Source organism: Devosia enhydra (assembly GCF_900119845.1).
Classification (GTDB): domain Bacteria; phylum Pseudomonadota; class Alphaproteobacteria; order Rhizobiales; family Devosiaceae; genus FPKU01.
On sequence record NZ_FPKU01000002.1, the window covers coordinates 825,534 to 843,471 of the forward strand.

Sequence of the window (17,938 nt, forward strand, 5' to 3'; positions counted from 1 at the left end):
TCGCGGGTCCGGGGGCCATGCGCCGCCGTGCCGGCGGCAAAAACTCTCAAAGGGAAGTCCATCGCCCGATGCCGGTCTATATCGCCCGTAAGCTGGCCTTCTTCCTTCTGGCGGTCTTTGCGGCTTCCGTTCTCATCTTCCTGCTCATCCGCGGGGCAGGCGGCAATGTCGCCGCCGTCATCCTGGGCAAGGATGCCACCGCCGAGGCGATAAATGCGCTCTCGCGCCAGTACGGACTCGACCGGCCCCTGCCGGTGCAGTATTTCGACTGGATCGGCAATCTCTTCCGGGGCGATCTCGGGCGCTCCTTCCGCACCAACGAGCCGGTCACCGATCTGGTCGTCTCGCGGCTCTCGATCTCCATTCCGCTCTGCCTCTCGGGCCTCGTGCTCGGGCTCCTCATCGCCATTCCCGCCGGCACCTATTCGGCGCTCAATTCCGACAAGCCGGTGGGCGCGCTGATCGCGCTCCTGAGCCAGGTCGGCATCGCAGTGCCAGTCTTCTGGGCCGGCATCCTGCTCTCCCTGCTCTTCGGGGTGCGGCTGGGCTGGTTGCCCACCGGGGGCTGGACCAATTGGGACAGCAATTTTTGGGGCGCCGTGCGCTCGCTCGTCCTTCCGGTGATTTCGCTGGGGCTGATCCTGGGGGCCTCTCTCACCCGCTATGTGCGTTCCGCGGTGCTCGATGTCATGAACCAGGATTATGTGCGCACCGCGCGCGCCACCGGCATGACCCGGATGCAGGCGCTCCTGCGCGTCGGGCTGCGCAATGCCGCCCTGCCCATCGCCACCGTGGTCGGGCTGCAGATCGCCGAGCTCATCGGGGGCACCGTCATCATCGAGACGGTGTTCTCGCTGCCCGGGCTCAGCCGCATGATCCTCGCCAATGTCGCGGCCCGCGAGGTCATCGTGGTCCAGTCCACCGTCATGCTGATCATCGTCTTCGTCATGCTGGTCAATCTCATCGTCGACCTGCTCTATGGGGTGCTCGATCCCCGCGTGAGGCTCACACGATGAGTGCCGCCGCAACCACGCCCGTGCCGGCCCGCCCGAAAAAGCGGCGCGGTCGCCGCAACCTCACCCTCACCATCGGGCTTGTCGTCACCATCGCCTTCATCGCCATGGCGGCCGTTTCGTTCTTCTACCTGCCGCACAATCCCAATGTGCCGCGCATTCCCGATCGGCTGCTGCCGGCCGGCTCGCCGCGCTATCTTTTGGGCACCGATGCGCTGGGGCGCGACATCTTCTCCCAGCTGATGGTAGGCGCGCGCACTTCGCTCATGGTGGGGGCGGGCGGGGCGCTCATCGCGCTCGTCATCGGCACCATAGCCGGGCTTTCGGCCGCAGCTTTCGGGCGCATCGCCGACGAGACCATCTCGCGCAGCGCCGATATCATGCTCTCCATCCCCGGCATGGTCACGGCGCTGGTCCTGGCCGCCACCATCGGGTCGGGCACGCTCACCACCATCCTCGCGCTCTCGGCCTTCTTCACACCCTCATTCACCCGCGTCATCCGCTCTGCGGCGCTCTCGGTGCTGCAGGAGGATTTCATCACCGCCGCCCGGCTCTATGCCCGTCCCACCTGGTTCATCCTCCTGCGCCATGTGCTGCCCAATGTCGCCGGCGTCATGATCGTGCAGTTCACCCTCTATTTTGCCGCCGGCATCCTCACCGAGGCCGGGCTCTCCTATCTCGGGGTGGGCGTCACCCGGCCCTCGATCTCCTGGGGCATGATGCTCAACGAGGCCCAGCAGCAGGTCGGTATCTCCTCCCCGCTCGCCATGTGGCCGGGGCTTTCGATCGTCATCGTCGTTCTGGGGCTCAACCTCCTCGGCGATGGGCTGCGCGACGTGCTCGACCCCAAGCTGGCGCGGAGGACCTCATGAGCGTGCCCAACGCCATCGAGGTGGTCGACCTCGTCGTGGGGGTCGATGAGCTCAGCGCGGTGCGCGGCGTCTCCTTTGCCGTCCCGGCCCGCGGCCGCATGGGGCTGGTCGGCGAATCCGGGTCGGGCAAGAGCATGACCGCCATGGCGCTGATGGGCCTCCTGCCGCCCGGCTGGCAGGCGCGCGGCCGGGTGCTGCATGACGGAGTGGATCTCCTCACCCTTTCGGACAAGGCGCTGTCGAGCCGGCGCGGCCGCACCATCTCCATGGTCTTCCAGGATCCGATGAGTTCGCTCAATCCGGTGCGGCGGGTCGGCGACCAGATCGCCGATGTCATCCACCGCCATATGGGCGTCACGCGCCGGGCCGCCCATGCGCAGGCCATCGACCTCATGACGCAGATGAACCTGCCGCGTCCCGAGCAGCTGGCCCGCGCCTTCCCGCACCAGATCTCGGGCGGGCAGAAGCAGCGCATCATGATCGCCATGGCGCTCGCTTGCTACCCCCAGCTCATCATCGCCGACGAGCCGACCACCGCGCTCGACGTCACGGTGCAAAAGCAGGTGCTGCGCCTCCTCAACGCCGCGACCCGCGAGCGCAACTCCGCCCTCTTGATGATCACCCACGACCTGCCGGTGATCGCCGCCATGTGCGATACCGTCGCCGTCATGTATGCCGGGCGCATCGTCGAGCATGGTCCGGTGCAAAAGGTCTTCCGCACCCCCCGTCATCATTACACGCGCGGGCTGCTCGACTCCCAGCCGACCATGGACAACATCGCGCTCGATGGGTCCTCGCGCCTCCACTCCATCCCCGGCATGGTGCCCCCGCTCCATGCCCTGCCCTCGGGATGCGCCTTCCATCCGCGCTGCCCCGCCGCCACCGACAGGTGTCGCACCAGCATGCCCGAGATCGATGCGACGGGGGCGGCGTGCTGGCATCCGGTGCCGGTCGCCGCGCCGGCGGAGGCAGCATCATGAGCCCCGTTCCCCCGGTTCTCGCCATGGAGCAGGTCACCCAGGCGTACAGCCACCCGCGAACAGCGTTATTTCGCGCGCCTGGCACGTTTACGGTGCTCGATTGCATCGATTTTCACGTGCATGCGGGTGAGGCCGTGGGGCTTGTGGGCGAGAGCGGAGCGGGCAAGACGACCCTCACCCGCATCCTCACCGGCATGGAAAAGCCCCAGTCCGGACGGGTCCTGTTCGAGGGCGCGGATATCTGGCAGGCCGGTCCCGCCGAGCGCGCGCGCTTCCGCCGCTCGGTCCAGATGGTGTTGCAGAACCCGCGCAGCTCCTTGGATCCACGCATGAAAATCGGCACGGCGCTGCTCGAGCCGATGCGCTCGCTGCGCATAGACGGCAACCATCTCGACCGCCTCACCGAAGTCCTCGGGCAGGTCGGCCTCGACACGAGCGCGCTCGAGCGCTTCCCCCACGAATTCTCCGGCGGCCAGCTCCAGCGCATCGCCATCGCCCGCGCCCTGATGCCCAATCCACGGGTGCTGGTCGCCGACGAACCGGTCTCTGCACTCGATGTTTCGATCCAGGCGCAGGTGCTCAACCTGCTCAAGGATCTCGTGCGCGATCTGGGACTTAGCCTGGTTTTCATTGCCCACGACCTGTCGGTGGTGGCCTATACCACGCACCGCGCCTCGGTCATCGCCGGGGGCCGCATCGTCGAGACCGGCCCCCCGGTCGAGCTCTTCACCCGCCCCAAGGCGCCCCAGACCCAGAACCTCGTCTCGGCCGTCTTGACGGTCAACTCCGGCCTTTCGGGCAACGCTCTCTGAGCCCCTGCGGCGTGCCGGGCACAAGTCCTGCAAGTCCTTCGCTCGGCCACGCGAATAGGCTTGGGCGATGGGGGCGGCTCACGTAAGGATAGGCGGGCACGCATCCGGTTCCGGGGCTAAATGGACTATCTGGTCAACCTTTATTCCCGCCGCCTCGACGCGCTCGGAGCCCGGGTCAACTCGGTGCCAGCCACCATCCGTGTCGCCCTGCCGCCCGAATTGCACCTCATCCAGCACTGGGTCGGGGCGGAATTCAGCCAATACTGGGTCAGCGAAGTCACCATCGCCATGGCCCACAAGCCGCCTCGCTGCCTTATCGCGATCATCGATGGCCAACTGGTCGGCTTTGCCTGCCACGACGCCACGGCGCGGGGATTCTTCGGTCCGACCGGGGTTTCGCCGGCCCATCGCGGCAAAGGCATCGGGCAGGCGCTGCTCTTCCATGCCCTCATGGCGATGAAAGCCCGCGGCTATGCCTATGCCGTCATCGGCGCGGTAGGGCCGGGCGCCTTCTACGAAAAAGCCGTGGGGGCCGTGCCCATCGCCTCGGATGGCGAAGATATCTACAAGGGGCTGCTGCGCATCAGGCCGCAGCCCGAGCCGGAGCGCTGAGCATGTCCCAAACCCCGCTGGCCCTGATGGTGGGCATGTCCGGCCTTGCGCTCACGGCGGAGGAAAAATCCTTCCTGCGCGACGCCAACCCCTTGGGCGTGTTCCTTTTTCGGCGCAATGTCGAGACGCCCGACCAGGTGCGCCGGCTCACCGCCGAAATCCGCGAGGCGCTGGGGCGCGCCGATGCGCCGGTCTTCATCGATCAGGAAGGTGGGCCGGTCCAGCGGCTCGACAATGGCAATTGGCCGCGCTTTCGCAGCCTGGGGTCGTTCGGCGCCCTGGCCCGTAAGGATTTTGCGCTGGGGCAGCGGGCGCTGAGGCTCTCCACCCTCGCCATGGGCACCATCCTTGCCGACCTCGGCATCGATAGCGGCACGACCCCGGTCGTGGACCTGGCGCGCAAGGGCACGCACGACGTCATCGGCCAGCGCGCCTTCGGGGACGATCCCGATTTCGTTGCCGCGATGGGCCGGGTGGTCATCGACGGGATGCTCGAGGTCGGCGTCCTGCCGATCATGAAGCACATCCCGGGCTATGGGCGGGTGACGGTCGATCCGCATTTCGACTGTCCGGTGGTCGATGCGAGCCTTGAGGACATGCGATCGAGCGATTTCAAGCCCTTCGCCGATCTCCGCCACAGTCCCTGGGCCATGGTGGCGCACCTGATCTTCACGCAGATCGATCCCGAACGCCCCGCCTCGGTTTCGCCCATCCTCTGCGATCTCATCCGCAGCGATATCGGCTATGACGGGGTGATGATCACCGACTGCCTCTGCATGGAAGCGATATCGGGCACGCCGCCCGAGCGCGTCGCCGCTGCCCTCTTGGCAGGCTATGACGTGGCGCTTCTGAGCCATGGAGGGGTTCCGGTCTGGTCCAAGGCGGCAGAGGCCGCGCGCCCGGTCACGGACGAGACCCTCAAACGAATCGCCCGCGGAGAGAGCAAACGCGGTAGCCTCAGTGTCGACGTCGCCGCCCTTCATGGCGAAGTCGAAGAGATTTTCAGGGAGAATGGCTTCGCGTGACGCGGTGCCGGCATCAAGGGAAGGGAGATCCCAAGTGTTGAAGAGCAAGCTGATCGTCGCGGCCGCACTGGCCGTCGGCATGGCGGCGCCCGCGAGTGCCCAGGCGGTTCTGACCGTCAGCTCGGAGCAGACCACGACCTGGGTGCGCAACTTCAATCCGTTCGGGCAGACCTCGGCCCGCGCCACCACGCTCGATTTCATCTACGAGCCCTTGGTGATCTTCAACCGGCGCGATGCCGGGCGGCCCAATTTCCGCCTTGCCGAGAGCTTCGAGCTGGCCGACGACCTCAATTCCATCACCTTCACTCTGCGCGAGGGGTTGAAATGGTCGGACGGCGAAGCGCTCACCGCCGATGATGTGGTTTTCACCTATGACTACATCAGGAAATTCCCGGCGCTCGACTTCATCTCGGTTTCGGCGCTGCTGTCCTCGGTGGAAAAGGTCGACGAGCGCACCGTGCGCTTCAATCTCGCCGAGCCCAATTCGCTGATCGCCAATACGCTCGTGGGCATGCCCATTGTGCCCGAGCATATCTGGTCATCGATCACCGAGCCGGTGACCTTTGCCAACGAGAACCCCGTTGGCTCGGGGCCGATGACCGAGATCGCGCGCTTTACCCCCCAGGTCTATGAGCAGTGCCGCAACCCCCATTACTGGGATGCCGCCAATCTCGCCGTCGACTGCCTGCGGCTGCCGCAGCTGGCCGACAATCCGCAGGTTCTGGCCGCGCTCGCCAATGGCACGCTCGACTGGGCGACGAGCTTCATTCCCGATATCGACAACACCTTCGTCGCCAAGGACCCCGAGCACCACAAATACTGGTTCAACCCGTCGAGTCTCGTCTCCTACTCGTTCAATCTCGAAACGGCCGACGAGAACAATGCCAAGGCCTTTAACGACGTGCAGTTCCGGCGCGCCGTCAGCATGCTGGTCGATCGCCAGACCATCATCGACATTGCCGGCTATGGCTATCCGCTGATCAACGAGGACCCCTCGATGCTGGGGGAGACCTACAAGTCCTTCTCCAACCCGGAAGTGGCGGCGCGGTTCGGGCAGTATGGCAAGTTCGATCCAGACGCTGCCAAGGCGCTGCTCGATGAAGCCGGCTATGCCGATGCCAATGGCGACGGGTTCCGCGACAATCCCGATGGCACGCCGATCGCCATAGACATCGAGATTCCCAATGGCTGGACCGACTGGATCGATGCAGTCCAGATCACCATGGAAAGCCTCAAGGATGCCGGGCTCAACGTCAAGATGAGCACCCCCGAAGCCGCCGTGTGGACCGCCGACCTCATCGAAGCGAAATATTCGATGACGCTCAATGCGCTGGCGTCCTCGTTCAATCCCTATTTCCCCTATCGCCGCTCGTTCAACCCGGATGATTTCGGCAAGAGCCGGTTCTCGGCCCAGCGCTGGACCGATCCGCGCGTCATGGAGCTGCTCAACCAGTATACCCGCATCAAGGACCCGGCCGAGCAGAAGGCGATCATGGATGAGATCCAGTTGATCGTGGCGGAGAACATGCCGGTGATCCCGGTCTATAACAGCCCGGCCTTCTACCAGTACAACACCAAGCGCTTTTCGGGCTGGGCAAGTACCGAGAACCCGTTCGTGTCTCCGGTGGTCTCCAATGCCAATCCGGCGCGGCTGATCCAGCTCCTGGCCCTCAGGCCAGTTGCCCAGTAAGCTCCTCAGGGGATGGCGCGCGGGCCGCGCCGTCCCTTCTGATGTGCGGCGGCCACTCCTCTCAAGGACACCGGCGGGATGATCTTTCTGCTCCGACGCCTCGCCTTTTACCTTGCGGCCTTTCTCGCGGCGGCGACGATCAACTTCTTCCTGCCGCGCCTGATGCCGGGCGATCCCATCCGCATGATGTTCGCCAGCGCTGGCTCCGAGTTGTCGCTCGAAAACCTCAATGCGCTCAAGCTCACCTTCGGCTTCATCGATGCGCCGATCGGCGAGCAGTATCTCGCCTATCTCAGAAGCGTCTTCACCGGTGACCTCGGGCGCTCGATCAAGTATTTCCCGCTGCCAGTGACCGATCTTTTAGGCCGTGCGCTGGTCTGGACGGTGGGGCTCGTCGGCATCGCGACGCTCCTGAGCTTTTCGCTCGGCACCTTTCTCGGCGTCATGGCGGCCTGGCATCGGGGCACGCGGCTCGATACGGCCGTGTCGCTGTCGTCGATCTTTGCCAGTTCGGTGCCGGCCGTGGTCGTGTCGCTGATCATGCTCTTTGTCTTCGGCTACACGCTGGGCTGGTTTCCCAATGGCTATGCCGCCGATCCGATGCTCGATCCGGCCTGGAGCTGGACCTATCTTTCGAGCGTCATCTATCACGGCACGCTGCCGATGCTGACGCTGGTCATCGTGCTGACCGGCGGGTTCGCGGTGACCATGCGCAACAACATGATCAACCTCCTGGGCGAGGATTATATCGTGATGGGGCGGGCCAAGGGCTTGTCGGACCAACGCGTCATGCTCTGGTATGCGGCGCGCAATGCGCTTTTGCCCACCGTCTCGGCGCTGGCGATTTCGCTCGGCTCGGTGCTGGGGGGCTCGCTCGTGGCCGAAGTGGTCTATAACTACCCCGGCCTCGGCAACACCCTCTACCAGGCGATCCTCGCGCGCGATTATCCGGTGATCCAGGGGCAGCTGCTGATCATGACCGGGGCGATGCTGGTGGCCAATTTCCTCGTCGATCTGAGCTATGTGCTGCTCGATCCGCGCCTCAAGCGGGCCTGAGCCATGAGCTTGCTCCAAGGGCTGCTGCGCAACAGGAAGGCGCTGGTCGGCGCCGGCATCCTCATCGTCATCGTGCTGTTGGCGATCTTTGCGCCGCTGCTGACCGAATATGGCCCGACCCAGCGCGTCGGCCGGCCGCACCAGCCGCCATCGGCCGACCATTGGCTGGGCACGACGCGGCTGGGCTACGACGTCTTCACCCGCCTTCTCTATGGCGCGCGGGTCTCGCTGGCGGTTGGTTTCGGAGCCGGCCTGCTGATCACGGTGATCGGCACCGTGCTCGGCATCATCGCGGGCTACAAGGGCGGCGTCGTGGACGAGGTGATCACGTTTTTCACCAACATGATCCTCGTCATCCCCAACCTGCCGCTGCTTCTGGTGCTGGCCGCCTTTATCGGGCAGGCCAGCCCTCTGGTCATCGCCATCATCCTGGGCTTCACGTCATGGGCCTGGGGCGTACGGGTGACGCGCTCCGAGACGCTGTCGATCCGGCAGCGCGATTTCGTCAAATCGGCCGAGATGCTGGGGGAATCGAGCTGGCGCATCATGAGCTTCGAGATCTTCCCGAACCTCATCTCCATCGTCGGCATCAATTTCATCGGCAGCGTGATCTTCGCGGTGATCACCGAAGCGACGCTCGAATTCCTCGGGCTCGGAGACCCCAACACGGTCTCCTGGGGCATCATGCTCTACAACGCGCAGAATGCCTCGGCGCTCTCGGTGGGGGCGTGGTGGGAGCTGCTGACGCCCTGCGTCGCCCTTGCTGTGCTGGGGCTCGGGCTGGCGCTGCTCAATTTCGCCATCGACGAAATCGCCAATCCGCGGCTGCGCACCGGCGGCATGCTGGCCCGCTGGGTGGGGCTCGTGCGCGCCGGGGAGGGGAGACTGTGAGCGAGCCCGTCCTCTCGATCCGCAACCTCTCCATCGACTATGTCGGGCAGGCCGGGGATTTCCGCGCGGTCAGGAATGTCAGCTTCGACATCGGACCGGGGGAGTTTTTCGGGCTGGCCGGAGAATCGGGGTGCGGCAAGAGCACGATCGCCTTCGCCATCAGCCGCCTGCATCGCCCGCCGGCCCTGATCCGCACGGGCAGCCGGATCCTTGTGGGCGGTCGCGACGTGCTCAGCCTCGATCCCGCCGCTCTGCGCGCCCTGCGCTGGCGCGAGGTGGCGATGGTGTTCCAGAGCGCGATGAACTCGCTCAATCCGGTGCTGACCATCGAGACCCAGTTTTACGACGTGCTCAGCACCCATGCGGGCCTGTCGCGGGCCGCCTCGCGCGAGCGGGCCGCCGAGATGCTGGAGCTTGTCGGCATCCCGGCCGACCGGCTTTCGGCCTATCCGCACCAGTTGTCGGGGGGCATGCGGCAGCGTGTGGTGATCGCCATCTGCCTGTCGCTGTCGCCCAAACTGATCATCATGGATGAACCCACCACCGCGCTCGACGTGGTGGTGCAGCGTGAAATCCTCGAACGCATCCACAGGCTGCGGCAGAAACTGGGGTTTTCGGTGCTGTTCATCACGCATGATCTGGCGCTGATGGTGCAGGTCAGCGATCGCATCGGCATCATGCTCGAAGGCGAACTGGTCGAGGTCAATGAGGCGCGCGCGATCTACACCGATCCGCGCCACGCCTACACCAAAAAGCTCTGGGCCTCGATCCCGAGGCTTTCGGGCGGCCGGACGCTCGGGGATGCTGCGCGATGAGTGCCGAGCCGGCCATCCTTGCCCTCGAGGCGGTGTCGAAAGGCTTCGGGCGCGGCGACACCCGCGTCACGGCGGCGCGAAGTCTTTCGCTGGCGCTCCATCGCGGCCGCACGCTGGCGCTGGTGGGCGAAAGCGGGTCCGGCAAGACCACGGCAGCCCGCCTCCTGATGCGGGAATATGCGCCCGACGAAGGGCGCCTGCTGTTTCGGGGCGCGCCTGTCGAGGCGGGCGGGCTCAAGGCCTATCGCCGCGCCGTGCAGATGGTGTTCCAGGATCCGTTCTCGTCGCTCAACCCGGTCCATACCGTCCGCTATCATCTGGAGCGGCCGCTGCGCCTCCATCAGCCGGCGCTCGGGGGCAAAGAGCGGCAAGCGGCGATCGCGGAGCTTTTGACGCGCGTGCGGCTCGATCCGGTCGCGATCGCACCCAAATATCCGCACGAGCTTTCGGGCGGGCAGCGCCAGCGCATCAGCATCGCGCGGGCGCTTGCCGTCAATCCCGAGGTCATCATCGCCGACGAGCCGACCTCGATGCTCGACGTCTCGGTGCGGCTGGGCATCCTCAACCTTCTCAACGACATGAAGGCAGAGCTCGGCCTCGCGCTCCTCTACATCACCCATGATATCGCCACCGCCCGCTACGTGGCCGAGGACATCATGGTGATGTATTCAGGCCAGGTGGTGGAATGGGGCGCAACCGAAAGCGTGCTGGGCAGTCCCAAGCATGCCTATACGCGCCTGCTGCTCTCGGCAGTGCCCGACCCCGACAGGCCGTTCGGTGATGGGCGGATCGCGGACGAGCCGGGCCAGATCGATTCCATCCGCCAGCGCGCGGCTTTGCCCCAGACCGAAATCCGGACGGTCAGCCCGACCCATTTCGTGCGCCTGATGCCGGACTGACAGGCCTGCGCCGCCGATCAGGGCCGTCGGAAGCCGGTAGGGTCGCCACCACCCGACCGGGCGGTGCGCGCGATGGCTTCGGCGAGCGGCTCGATCACCACCTGCATGTGCCAGCCGCTGGCATGAGTGATGTGGGTTTCGTTCACCATCATCGCCACATGGCCGCGCCAGAACACGAGGTCGCCGCGCGTCGGCACATCGACCGGGCTGCCCAGTAAGGCCTGCTGGTCGCTGTCGCGCGGACAGGTTTTTCCGCACGCATAAAAGGCCTGCTGCACGAGGCCCGAGCAATCGAGCCCCAGGCTCTGCCGCCCGCCCCAGAGATACGGGGTGCCGACGAAGCGTTCTGCAACCGCCACCGGCTCAGGCTCGGGCTGATCGATCGGGGCGAGATGTTCGGCGATGAACCAGCCACCGCTGGTCCTGACGAAACGGCCGTCGCGGCCCTCGTCCGTCACCAGCGCATTCATCGAATAGAGCCCGGTCGGCGGTGCCTTTATGCTGGGGGCCGCATAGGCATAGGTGCGCAGTGCCCTCACGGTATGGGTGGCGGTGCGCGATGGTTCGCCAAGCGCAGCGGCTTCGAGATAGCCGACATAGCCGTCGCGCACCGCCTGCCCCAAGGCCCAGCCTTCCGCGATGTCGAGCACCGCGAAATCTTCCCCGAACAGCAACTGGTCGAGCTGCTCGCCATCCGCGGCGGGCGTGCGCCGCAGCGGCGCGAAGGGGACAATGGCTTGGTGAGCGATCGTCTCGACATACCGCTCTGCCGGTACGATGCCTTGCAGCGATCGGGCCGCCAGCCCATCGCGCATGAGGGTGAGGCGCGGATCGAACGCGGCGCTCATCGTTCGGTGAGCACGGCTGTGCAGGCCTGCGGCAGGTCGGCCATGGTCAGGGGCTTTCCCGGCGGGCTGGTGCTGGGGCGATAGGGCTCCTCGGTGAACCAGTAATCGAGGTCGTCGCCGCAGCCATCCCCGGGCGGGATCGGGGCCTGGTTTAGGCAGTCCGCTGCGCCGGCCGGGCAGGAGAGCCGGACATGGATGTGGTCGTCATGGCCGTACCAGGGCCGCACCTTGCGCAGGAAGCTGGGGTCGCGCCAGGTGATGGCGCAGAGCGATTTCTTGATCCCCGGCGCCACGAAGATGCGCTCCACCTCCGGCAGTTGCGCGGCGCGATAGATCAGCAGCCGCTGGCCTTCCCCGAAACGGGCCGGATCGATCTGGCGCGTGCCTTTTTTCAGCATCGAGCGGGCCGAAATCTCTTCGCGTTCCCTGGCGGTCAGGGTTCGCGTCGGCATCGGCTCGAGCCAGAGGTCGACGTCGAGCCCGCTCTGGTGCGAGGCGTGGCCGCTGCGCATCGGGCCGCCGCGCGCCTGCCCCATATCGCCCACGAGGATGCCGGGCCAGCCATCCTGCTGAACCGAGTGCGCGATCTTTTCGATGGCCGAGACCAGTTCAGGGGCGCCCCAGCGCCGGTCGCGCGAGAGCCGCATGGCCTGCCAGCCCGGCCCGTCAGCAGGCAATTGCACGGCTCCGGCCACGCAGCCGCGGGAATAGCCGCCTACCGGCTGCGATTGTCCGGCGGTGGGCTGGCGCTGCGCTCCGAAGAGGTCGCGCGCCTCCTGCTGGGCGTGGGCCGGCGTGCCGAGTGCCATGATGAGGACCAGCATCAGTGAGGCACATCGTCCGAGGCGAAGACGGCTCATGATCGGCATGGCTGTGAATCACTCCCTCGGGGTCGGCGCGCCCGCTTCACGCACAGGGTGCATGTCGCAAACAGGGAAGACAATGGGCCTGGGTTTTGATACCTCGCCCCTCGCACGCTTCCGCCCCCGGAAGCTCCCGGTCCGGACTGTGAAGAGCCCATGATACGCCTTGAAAATATCGGCAAGCAGAACGGCCGGCAGATCGTCTTCATCGAAGCGTCGGCGGCGCTGCAGAAGGGCGAGAAGGTCGGGCTCGTCGGTCCCAATGGCGCAGGCAAGACCACGCTGTTCCGCATGATCACCGGCGAAGAGCTGCCCGATGAGGGGCAGGTCTCGGTCGATCGCGGCATTTCGATCGGCTATTTCAGCCAGGATGTCGGGGACATGTCCGGACGCTCCGTCGTGGCCGAAGTCATGAATGGCGCCGGGCCGGTCAGCGAACTGATGGCCGAGATGGCCGTGCTCGAAGCGGCGATGGCCGATCCCGAGCAGGCCGACCAGATGGAGGCCATCATCGAGCGCTATGGCGAGGTGCAGGGGCGCTTCCAGGAACTCGACGGCTACTCACTCGATGGACGCGCGCGCGAAGTTCTCGATGGCCTTGGTTTTTCCCAGGAGATGATGGACGGCGATGTCGGGGCGTTGTCGGGCGGCTGGAAGATGCGCGTGGCGCTGGCGCGCATCCTTTTGATGCGGCCCGACGTGCTGCTGCTCGACGAGCCCTCCAACCATCTCGATCTCGAAAGCCTGATCTGGCTCGAGGATTTCCTCAAGGCCTATCCCGGCGCGCTGCTGATGACCTCGCATGATCGCGAGTTCATGAACCGCATCGTCAACAAGATTCTCGAGATCGATGCCGGCACGCTGACGAGCTATAGCGGCGACTACGAGTTCTATCAGAGCCAGCGCGAGATCGCCGATCGCAACCAGCAGGCGCAGTTCGAGCGCCAGCAGGCCATGCTGGCCAAGGAGATCGCCTTCATCGACCGGTTCAAGGCCCGCGCCAGCCACGCCGCGCAGGTGCAAAGCCGGGTGAAAAAGCTCGACAAGATCGACAGGGTCGAGCCGCCCAAGCGCCGGCAGGTCGTGGCCTTCGAATTCCGCCCCGCGCCGAGATCGGGCGAGGACATCGTGCGCATCGAAGGCGTCAAGAAGGCCTATGGCAGCCGGTCGATCTATGACGGGCTTGATTTTCATGTGCGGCGACGCGAGCGCTGGTGCATCCTGGGCGTCAACGGTGCGGGCAAATCGACGCTGCTCAAGCTCGTGGCCGGCGCCTCCGAGCCCGATGCCGGCAGCATCGCGCGCGGGCCCTCCGTCAAGCTGGGCTATTTCGCCCAGCACGCCATGGATGTGATCGATGGCGACAGCACCATATTCCAGACGCTCGAATCGACCTTCCCGCAAGCCGGACAGGCCCCGTTGCGGGCGCTCGCCGGCTGCTTCGGGTTTTCGGGCGACGATATCGAGAAGAAGTGTCGGGTGCTGTCGGGCGGCGAAAAGGCGCGGCTGGCCATGGCGCTCATTCTCTTCGATCCGCCCAATTTCCTCGTGCTCGACGAGCCCACCAACCATCTCGACATCCAGACCAAGCAGATGCTGATCGAGGCGCTGTCGAGTTTCGAGGGCACGATGCTGTTCGTCAGCCACGACCGGCATTTCCTCGCCGCGCTCTCCAACCGTGTGCTGGAACTGACGCCCGAGGGCATCCACGCCTATGGCGGGGGCTATACCGAATATGTCGCGGCCACCGGTCAGGAAGCGCCGGGTTTGCGCTGAACGGTGGCTTTACTGCGCCGCGGCGCGGTGCGGACGGGCGAGCTGCGATGGCCCGAAAACGCGCTCGGCCTCCAGCGCCAGCCCGAGCCCGACGCTGCCCAGAACATCGGTGCGCACGAGTTCGGCCGCCGGGAACAGCGCGGCGAGGCGATTGGCCACGGCCGGCACCAGCGTCGAGCCGCCGGTGAGGATGAGGCTGTCGACGGCCTCGGCTTTTACGCCACTGCGCTTGAGGGTTTCCCCGATGGTCGCCTCGAGCCGCGCAATGGCGTCCGATAGCGCCGCGGCCAGTTCGGCGCTCGTCATGCGTGCGGAGATGACGCGCTCGCGCACGGGGAAGCGGAACTCCCTGCTGTCTTCCGACGACAGCGCGATCTTGGCCTCCTCGACGGCGCCGATCAGCTTGTGGCCCAGCCGGTCTTCGACCAGCATCAGCATGGTTTCGACAAGCTCAGGCCGCGCTGCCTCACGCACGGTGGAGCGCAGGTCGCGGATCGCCTGCGGGTCATAGAGCCGGTTGATGCGGTGCCAGGTCGAAAGATCGACATAGGGCGCCACGGGCAGATAGCGCTTGCCGTCGCGGGTGAGGCTGCCCATGCCCAGTTCCGGCATGACGCGCGCCTTGGCCAGCAGCCGGTCGAAATCGGTGCCCCCGATATGCACGCCGGCGGTGGCGAGGATGTCGCCGGAGCGATCGGCAAGCTTGCGCCGCTCGGGCGCCACCCGCACCAGCGAAAAATCCGAGGTGCCGCCGCCCAGGTCGACGATCAGTGCCAGCCTTTCGGCCGTCACCTGCCGCTCATATTCGAGGGCGGCGGCGATCGGCTCGAACTGGAAGGCGATGTCGGCAAAGCCCTGAGCCCGCACGGCGGCTTCGAGCTGGTCCTGCGCAGCCCGGTCGGCCACCGGATCGTCATCGACGAAATGCACCGGGCGACCCATCACCACCTGGTCGAGTTCGGCCCCAAGCTCGCTTTCGGCGCGGCGCTTCATCTCGGCGACGAACATGCCGATGATCTCGCCAAAGCCGAATTTGCGGGCCTTGATGCGGGTGGTGTCGGCAAAGAGCGCCGTGCCGAGCACGCTTTTCAGCGAGCGCATCAGCCGGCCATCGGCGCCCGCCACATATTCGGCGATCGCTGCCCGGCCGAAATGCAGATCATTGTCCTCAAAGCCGAAGAACAGCACGCTCGGTATGGTGCTCTGGCCCGCCTCGAGCGCAACCAGACGCGGCACGCCATCGCTGCCGACCCGGCCGAGCGTGGAGTTGGACGTGCCGAAATCGAGACCGCAACTGAGCGCCACTGAACCGTCCTCGTTAGGGAAAGGGCGCGGCAGGCGCGCGGGGGACGGACCCTATAGGGGGTGATGGCGGGCTTGGCAACCGCCCCCGGGGATCCTGCCGTGATGGCCGATCCTCCGGCTCAGGCGCGCGCGGAAGGTTCGGCTGCAATGGCCGACCAGCACATCTCAGCGATCTCGTCGCGCTCTTCGCGCCCCAGTTCGGTATGGGACATCCGGTGCCATTTGAGCGTGTTGCGAATGCCCCCGCCGATCAGCCCGCCCATCAACTGCACGGAACAGGGCCTGAGCACGCCATCGGCCTGCGCCTCCTCGAGCAGTGTGCGGCTATAGGCGCGGGTGCGGGCAAAGACCTCTGCGAGCGCATCGGGCGGGATCAGCGGCACGTTGGAGAGATATTCGAACAGGATGGCCCGATCCCAGTCGGCCCAGAAGAAGTCGATATAGTCGGTGATGTATTTCATGATCCGCGCGCGATGCGGCACGGATCGGTCGATGGCCTCGGGCACGACCTTTTCGTTGAAGGCTTCGGCGAGGGAGGCATAAACCCCGAGGATCAGGTCGTCCTTGGAGGCGAAGTAGTTGTAGATCGAGCCCATCGCGACATCGGCGCGCGCGGCGATGGCCGACATTGGCGATTGAAGGCCGTTCTTGACGATGAGTTCGGCGGCGGCCCTGAGGATGCGTTCGCGCTTGTCCAGATCGGACGCCATGTCTTCTCCTCGGGCCGGTGCGGCTGCGGACCAACTGGCCCGCAGCGCAGATGAACCGGAGCTCAGTGTTCCGTCAACACCGCCCGAAAGCGCGCGAAGGCCTCCTCGCTGCCCCCGAGCGCTGCACGGGCGAAGTGCTCGGCACCGCCATGGTCGCGATTAAGAACCGCGAACGCAGCCGCAAGATAGGCTTCGTCCACACCCAGCAGCGCCCTACGATAGCTTGCCGGAACGCCACCGATATCGACCGGCGGCTGCCAGTCGCGGTTGGTGCGCAGGTAATCGGCAAGGATGGCATCCTCGGGCACTCCGAGCGCTGCCAGAACCAGTGCCGCGGCAAAGCCGGTGCGGTCCTTGCCGGCCGAGCAGTGGAAGACGACGGCGCCATCCGCCTCGGCCACGAGCCGGATGAAGCGGGCATAGGTGTCGGCGTGATCGGTGACATAGGCCCTGTAGCTCTCGACCATGATGGCATGAGCGGCCTCGTGGGAGACCTCGCCGAAGGCTTCGAGCGCCCGGATGCGGGCGCCCGCCTGCGGCTCTATCGGAAGGCCGATGCGGCGCGACATCAGTTGAGGCGAGAGCGCGACGGGCGCCGCTTCCGCTTCCGCACGCCCGCGGAAATCGACAAGTGCGACGATGCCATAGCCATCGAGCGTGGCGAGATCAGCCTCGGCGAGCCCGGTGAGGCGCGGCGAGCGATAGAGGCGGCTCGAACGGACGCGACCGCCCGAGCCGAGGGGCAGGCCGCCAAGATCACGGAAATTGCCGAGGCTGGGCAGCAGGGGGGAGGGCGCGTCAAGCATAGGCCGCCCTCACCGCATCATAGTCGTGCTGGACCATGGCGTCCGGAAACACGGTTTCCACCGTCACGCCATCGTGGGTGAACACATACTCGACCATGCCGCAGCGCTTGGTGCCGACACGCGGTTGCACCGCATCGGGCAGGGTGAAGGCGGTGGCGGGGCCCCAGACATGGCGGATGCCATCGACCACATGGTCGCGCGACTGGTGCACATGCCCGCAGGCAAAGAGGCGGACATCGGCCTTGGCCATCATCTCCGCGAGTTTGCGGCGCGGCGCCATGGGCACGTAGCGATAGGGCACATCCGCAGGCTCCTCGACCTGCGCGAGGAACAGCGGCTTGTGGCAGAAGATCGCGACCGGTTTGCCGCCCGATTGCGACAGCGTTTCGTCGAGCCAGCGCTCCTGGCTCGCTTCACCGGCGAGGCCTGAGAGGAACAGCTCGGCGTTGAGCCCGAGAATGCACCAGCCGGCGGCATCGATCTGCCATTGGCTCGGGCCGAACAGGGCCTCATAGCCCGCGATGAAGTCGTCATTGACAGGCTTTTTCGGCATGTAGCCGCCATCGCCGGGATTGTCGCCGATATCGTGGTTGCCGGCGATGGCGCGATAGGGGGCGACGAGCCCGGCCATCAGTTCATTGGCAAAAGCGAGGTCGTCGGGGCGCTGCGTTGCCTCCACCGCGATGTCGCCCGAATGCACGACGAGGTCGGGTCTCTGGGTCGCGATGCGCTCGGCCGCGACCTCGAAATTGCCGACGAACTGGTTCTTTTGCCGCGACAGATGCGTGTCGCTGATCTGAGCGATGCGAAACTGGGTCACCCGCTTTGTCTCCGCTGTTGAGGTGGTCGCTTATTGCGGTGGCCGATGTCAGTCACATGACAGAATGAGCGCTCATTCATTTTTCATCAGACTGTCACGCAAGCGCGGCGCAACCGTCATGCAAGGGTGGGAATGGTGCGCCAGC

18 protein-coding genes are annotated in these 17,938 nt (G+C 65.8%); 12 read left to right on the top strand and 6 right to left on the bottom strand.

Going from position 1 to position 17,938, the window contains the following annotated elements; all coding sequences use genetic code 11:
- The first annotated feature begins 68 nt into the window (after positions 1-68).
- The 11 genes from BT183_RS13095 to BT183_RS13145 all read left to right on the top strand — a co-directional run bounded on the left by BT183_RS13095 (position 69) and on the right by BT183_RS13145 (position 10,665).
- On the top strand, positions 69-1,016 hold the full coding sequence (locus tag BT183_RS13095) for an ABC transporter permease (protein WP_072343796.1): 948 nt from the start codon (positions 69-71) through the stop codon (positions 1,014-1,016).
- Positions 1,013-1,885: an ABC transporter permease gene (locus BT183_RS13100; protein WP_072343798.1), complete on the top strand. Its 873-nt coding sequence runs from the start codon at positions 1,013-1,015 to the stop codon at positions 1,883-1,885. The genes BT183_RS13095 and BT183_RS13100 overlap by 4 nt, the downstream gene beginning before the upstream one ends.
- Positions 1,882-2,865, top strand: a complete 984-nt coding sequence (locus BT183_RS13105; RefSeq protein WP_072343800.1) for an ABC transporter ATP-binding protein — start codon at positions 1,882-1,884, stop codon at positions 2,863-2,865. The genes BT183_RS13100 and BT183_RS13105 overlap by 4 nt, the downstream gene beginning before the upstream one ends.
- Entirely contained in the window at positions 2,862-3,677 is an 816-nt protein-coding gene (locus BT183_RS13110) for an ATP-binding cassette domain-containing protein (RefSeq protein ID WP_072344746.1), read from the top strand. The genes BT183_RS13105 and BT183_RS13110 overlap by 4 nt, the downstream gene beginning before the upstream one ends.
- A 120-nt stretch (positions 3,678-3,797) precedes the next feature.
- Positions 3,798-4,289 (top strand): GNAT family N-acetyltransferase, encoded by a 492-nt coding sequence (locus BT183_RS13115; protein ID WP_072343802.1) that lies wholly within the window; start codon positions 3,798-3,800, stop codon positions 4,287-4,289.
- Positions 4,290-4,291: 2 nt separating this feature from the next.
- On the top strand, positions 4,292-5,314 hold the full coding sequence (locus BT183_RS13120; protein ID WP_072343804.1) for a glycoside hydrolase family 3 N-terminal domain-containing protein: 1,023 nt from the start codon (positions 4,292-4,294) through the stop codon (positions 5,312-5,314).
- Positions 5,315-5,351: 37 nt separating this feature from the next.
- Complete coding sequence (locus BT183_RS13125; protein WP_072343806.1) at positions 5,352-7,004, top strand: ABC transporter substrate-binding protein; 1,653 nt, start codon at positions 5,352-5,354, stop codon at positions 7,002-7,004.
- 78 nt (positions 7,005-7,082) lie between these two features.
- On the top strand, positions 7,083-8,060 hold the full coding sequence (locus BT183_RS13130) for an ABC transporter permease (RefSeq protein WP_072343808.1): 978 nt from the start codon (positions 7,083-7,085) through the stop codon (positions 8,058-8,060).
- A 3-nt stretch (positions 8,061-8,063) separates the two neighbouring features.
- Positions 8,064-8,951, top strand: a complete 888-nt coding sequence (locus BT183_RS13135) for an ABC transporter permease (RefSeq protein WP_072343810.1) — start codon at positions 8,064-8,066, stop codon at positions 8,949-8,951.
- Positions 8,948-9,766, top strand: coding sequence for an ABC transporter ATP-binding protein (locus BT183_RS13140; protein WP_072343812.1), 819 nt, complete (start codon positions 8,948-8,950; stop codon positions 9,764-9,766). Before BT183_RS13135 ends, BT183_RS13140 begins: the two co-directional genes overlap by 4 nt.
- Positions 9,763-10,665, top strand: coding sequence for an ABC transporter ATP-binding protein (locus tag BT183_RS13145; protein WP_072343814.1), 903 nt, complete (start codon positions 9,763-9,765; stop codon positions 10,663-10,665). Before BT183_RS13140 ends, BT183_RS13145 begins: the two co-directional genes overlap by 4 nt.
- A 17-nt stretch (positions 10,666-10,682) precedes the next feature.
- Here the strand turns inward: BT183_RS13145 and BT183_RS13150 are convergent, their stop codons facing one another.
- Together BT183_RS13150 and mepA are read right to left on the bottom strand one after the other, a co-directional pair.
- On the bottom strand, positions 10,683-11,513 hold the full coding sequence (locus BT183_RS13150; protein WP_072343816.1) for a C40 family peptidase: 831 nt from the start codon (positions 11,511-11,513) through the stop codon (positions 10,683-10,685).
- A complete protein-coding gene (mepA, locus tag BT183_RS13155) occupies positions 11,510-12,337 on the bottom strand; it encodes a penicillin-insensitive murein endopeptidase (protein ID WP_072343818.1) in 828 nt (275 codons plus the stop codon). Before mepA ends, BT183_RS13150 begins: the two co-directional genes overlap by 4 nt.
- 195 nt (positions 12,338-12,532) lie before the next feature.
- Here mepA and BT183_RS13160 point away from each other — a divergent pair, with 195 nt between their 5' ends.
- On the top strand, positions 12,533-14,152 hold the full coding sequence (locus tag BT183_RS13160; RefSeq protein WP_072343820.1) for an ABC-F family ATP-binding cassette domain-containing protein: 1,620 nt from the start codon (positions 12,533-12,535) through the stop codon (positions 14,150-14,152).
- 9 nt (positions 14,153-14,161) lie between these two features.
- On the opposite strand, the gene BT183_RS13165 is transcribed toward BT183_RS13160, so the two are convergent.
- From BT183_RS13165 to BT183_RS13180, 4 genes are all read right to left on the bottom strand, one after another.
- Positions 14,162-15,457 (bottom strand): Hsp70 family protein, encoded by a 1,296-nt coding sequence (locus tag BT183_RS13165; protein ID WP_072343822.1) that lies wholly within the window; start codon positions 15,455-15,457, stop codon positions 14,162-14,164.
- 119 nt (positions 15,458-15,576) lie between these two features.
- Positions 15,577-16,167, bottom strand: a complete 591-nt coding sequence (locus BT183_RS13170) for a TetR/AcrR family transcriptional regulator (protein ID WP_072343824.1) — start codon at positions 16,165-16,167, stop codon at positions 15,577-15,579.
- Positions 16,168-16,229: 62 nt separating this feature from the next.
- Positions 16,230-16,973 carry a tyrosine-protein phosphatase gene (locus BT183_RS13175; protein WP_072343826.1) on the bottom strand — a complete coding sequence of 248 codons (744 nt, stop codon included), beginning with the start codon at positions 16,971-16,973 and terminating at the stop codon, positions 16,230-16,232.
- Entirely contained in the window at positions 16,966-17,793 is an 828-nt protein-coding gene (locus BT183_RS13180; protein WP_072343828.1) for a metallophosphoesterase family protein, read from the bottom strand. Before BT183_RS13180 ends, BT183_RS13175 begins: the two co-directional genes overlap by 8 nt.
- Between the last annotated feature and the right edge of the window lie 145 nt (positions 17,794-17,938).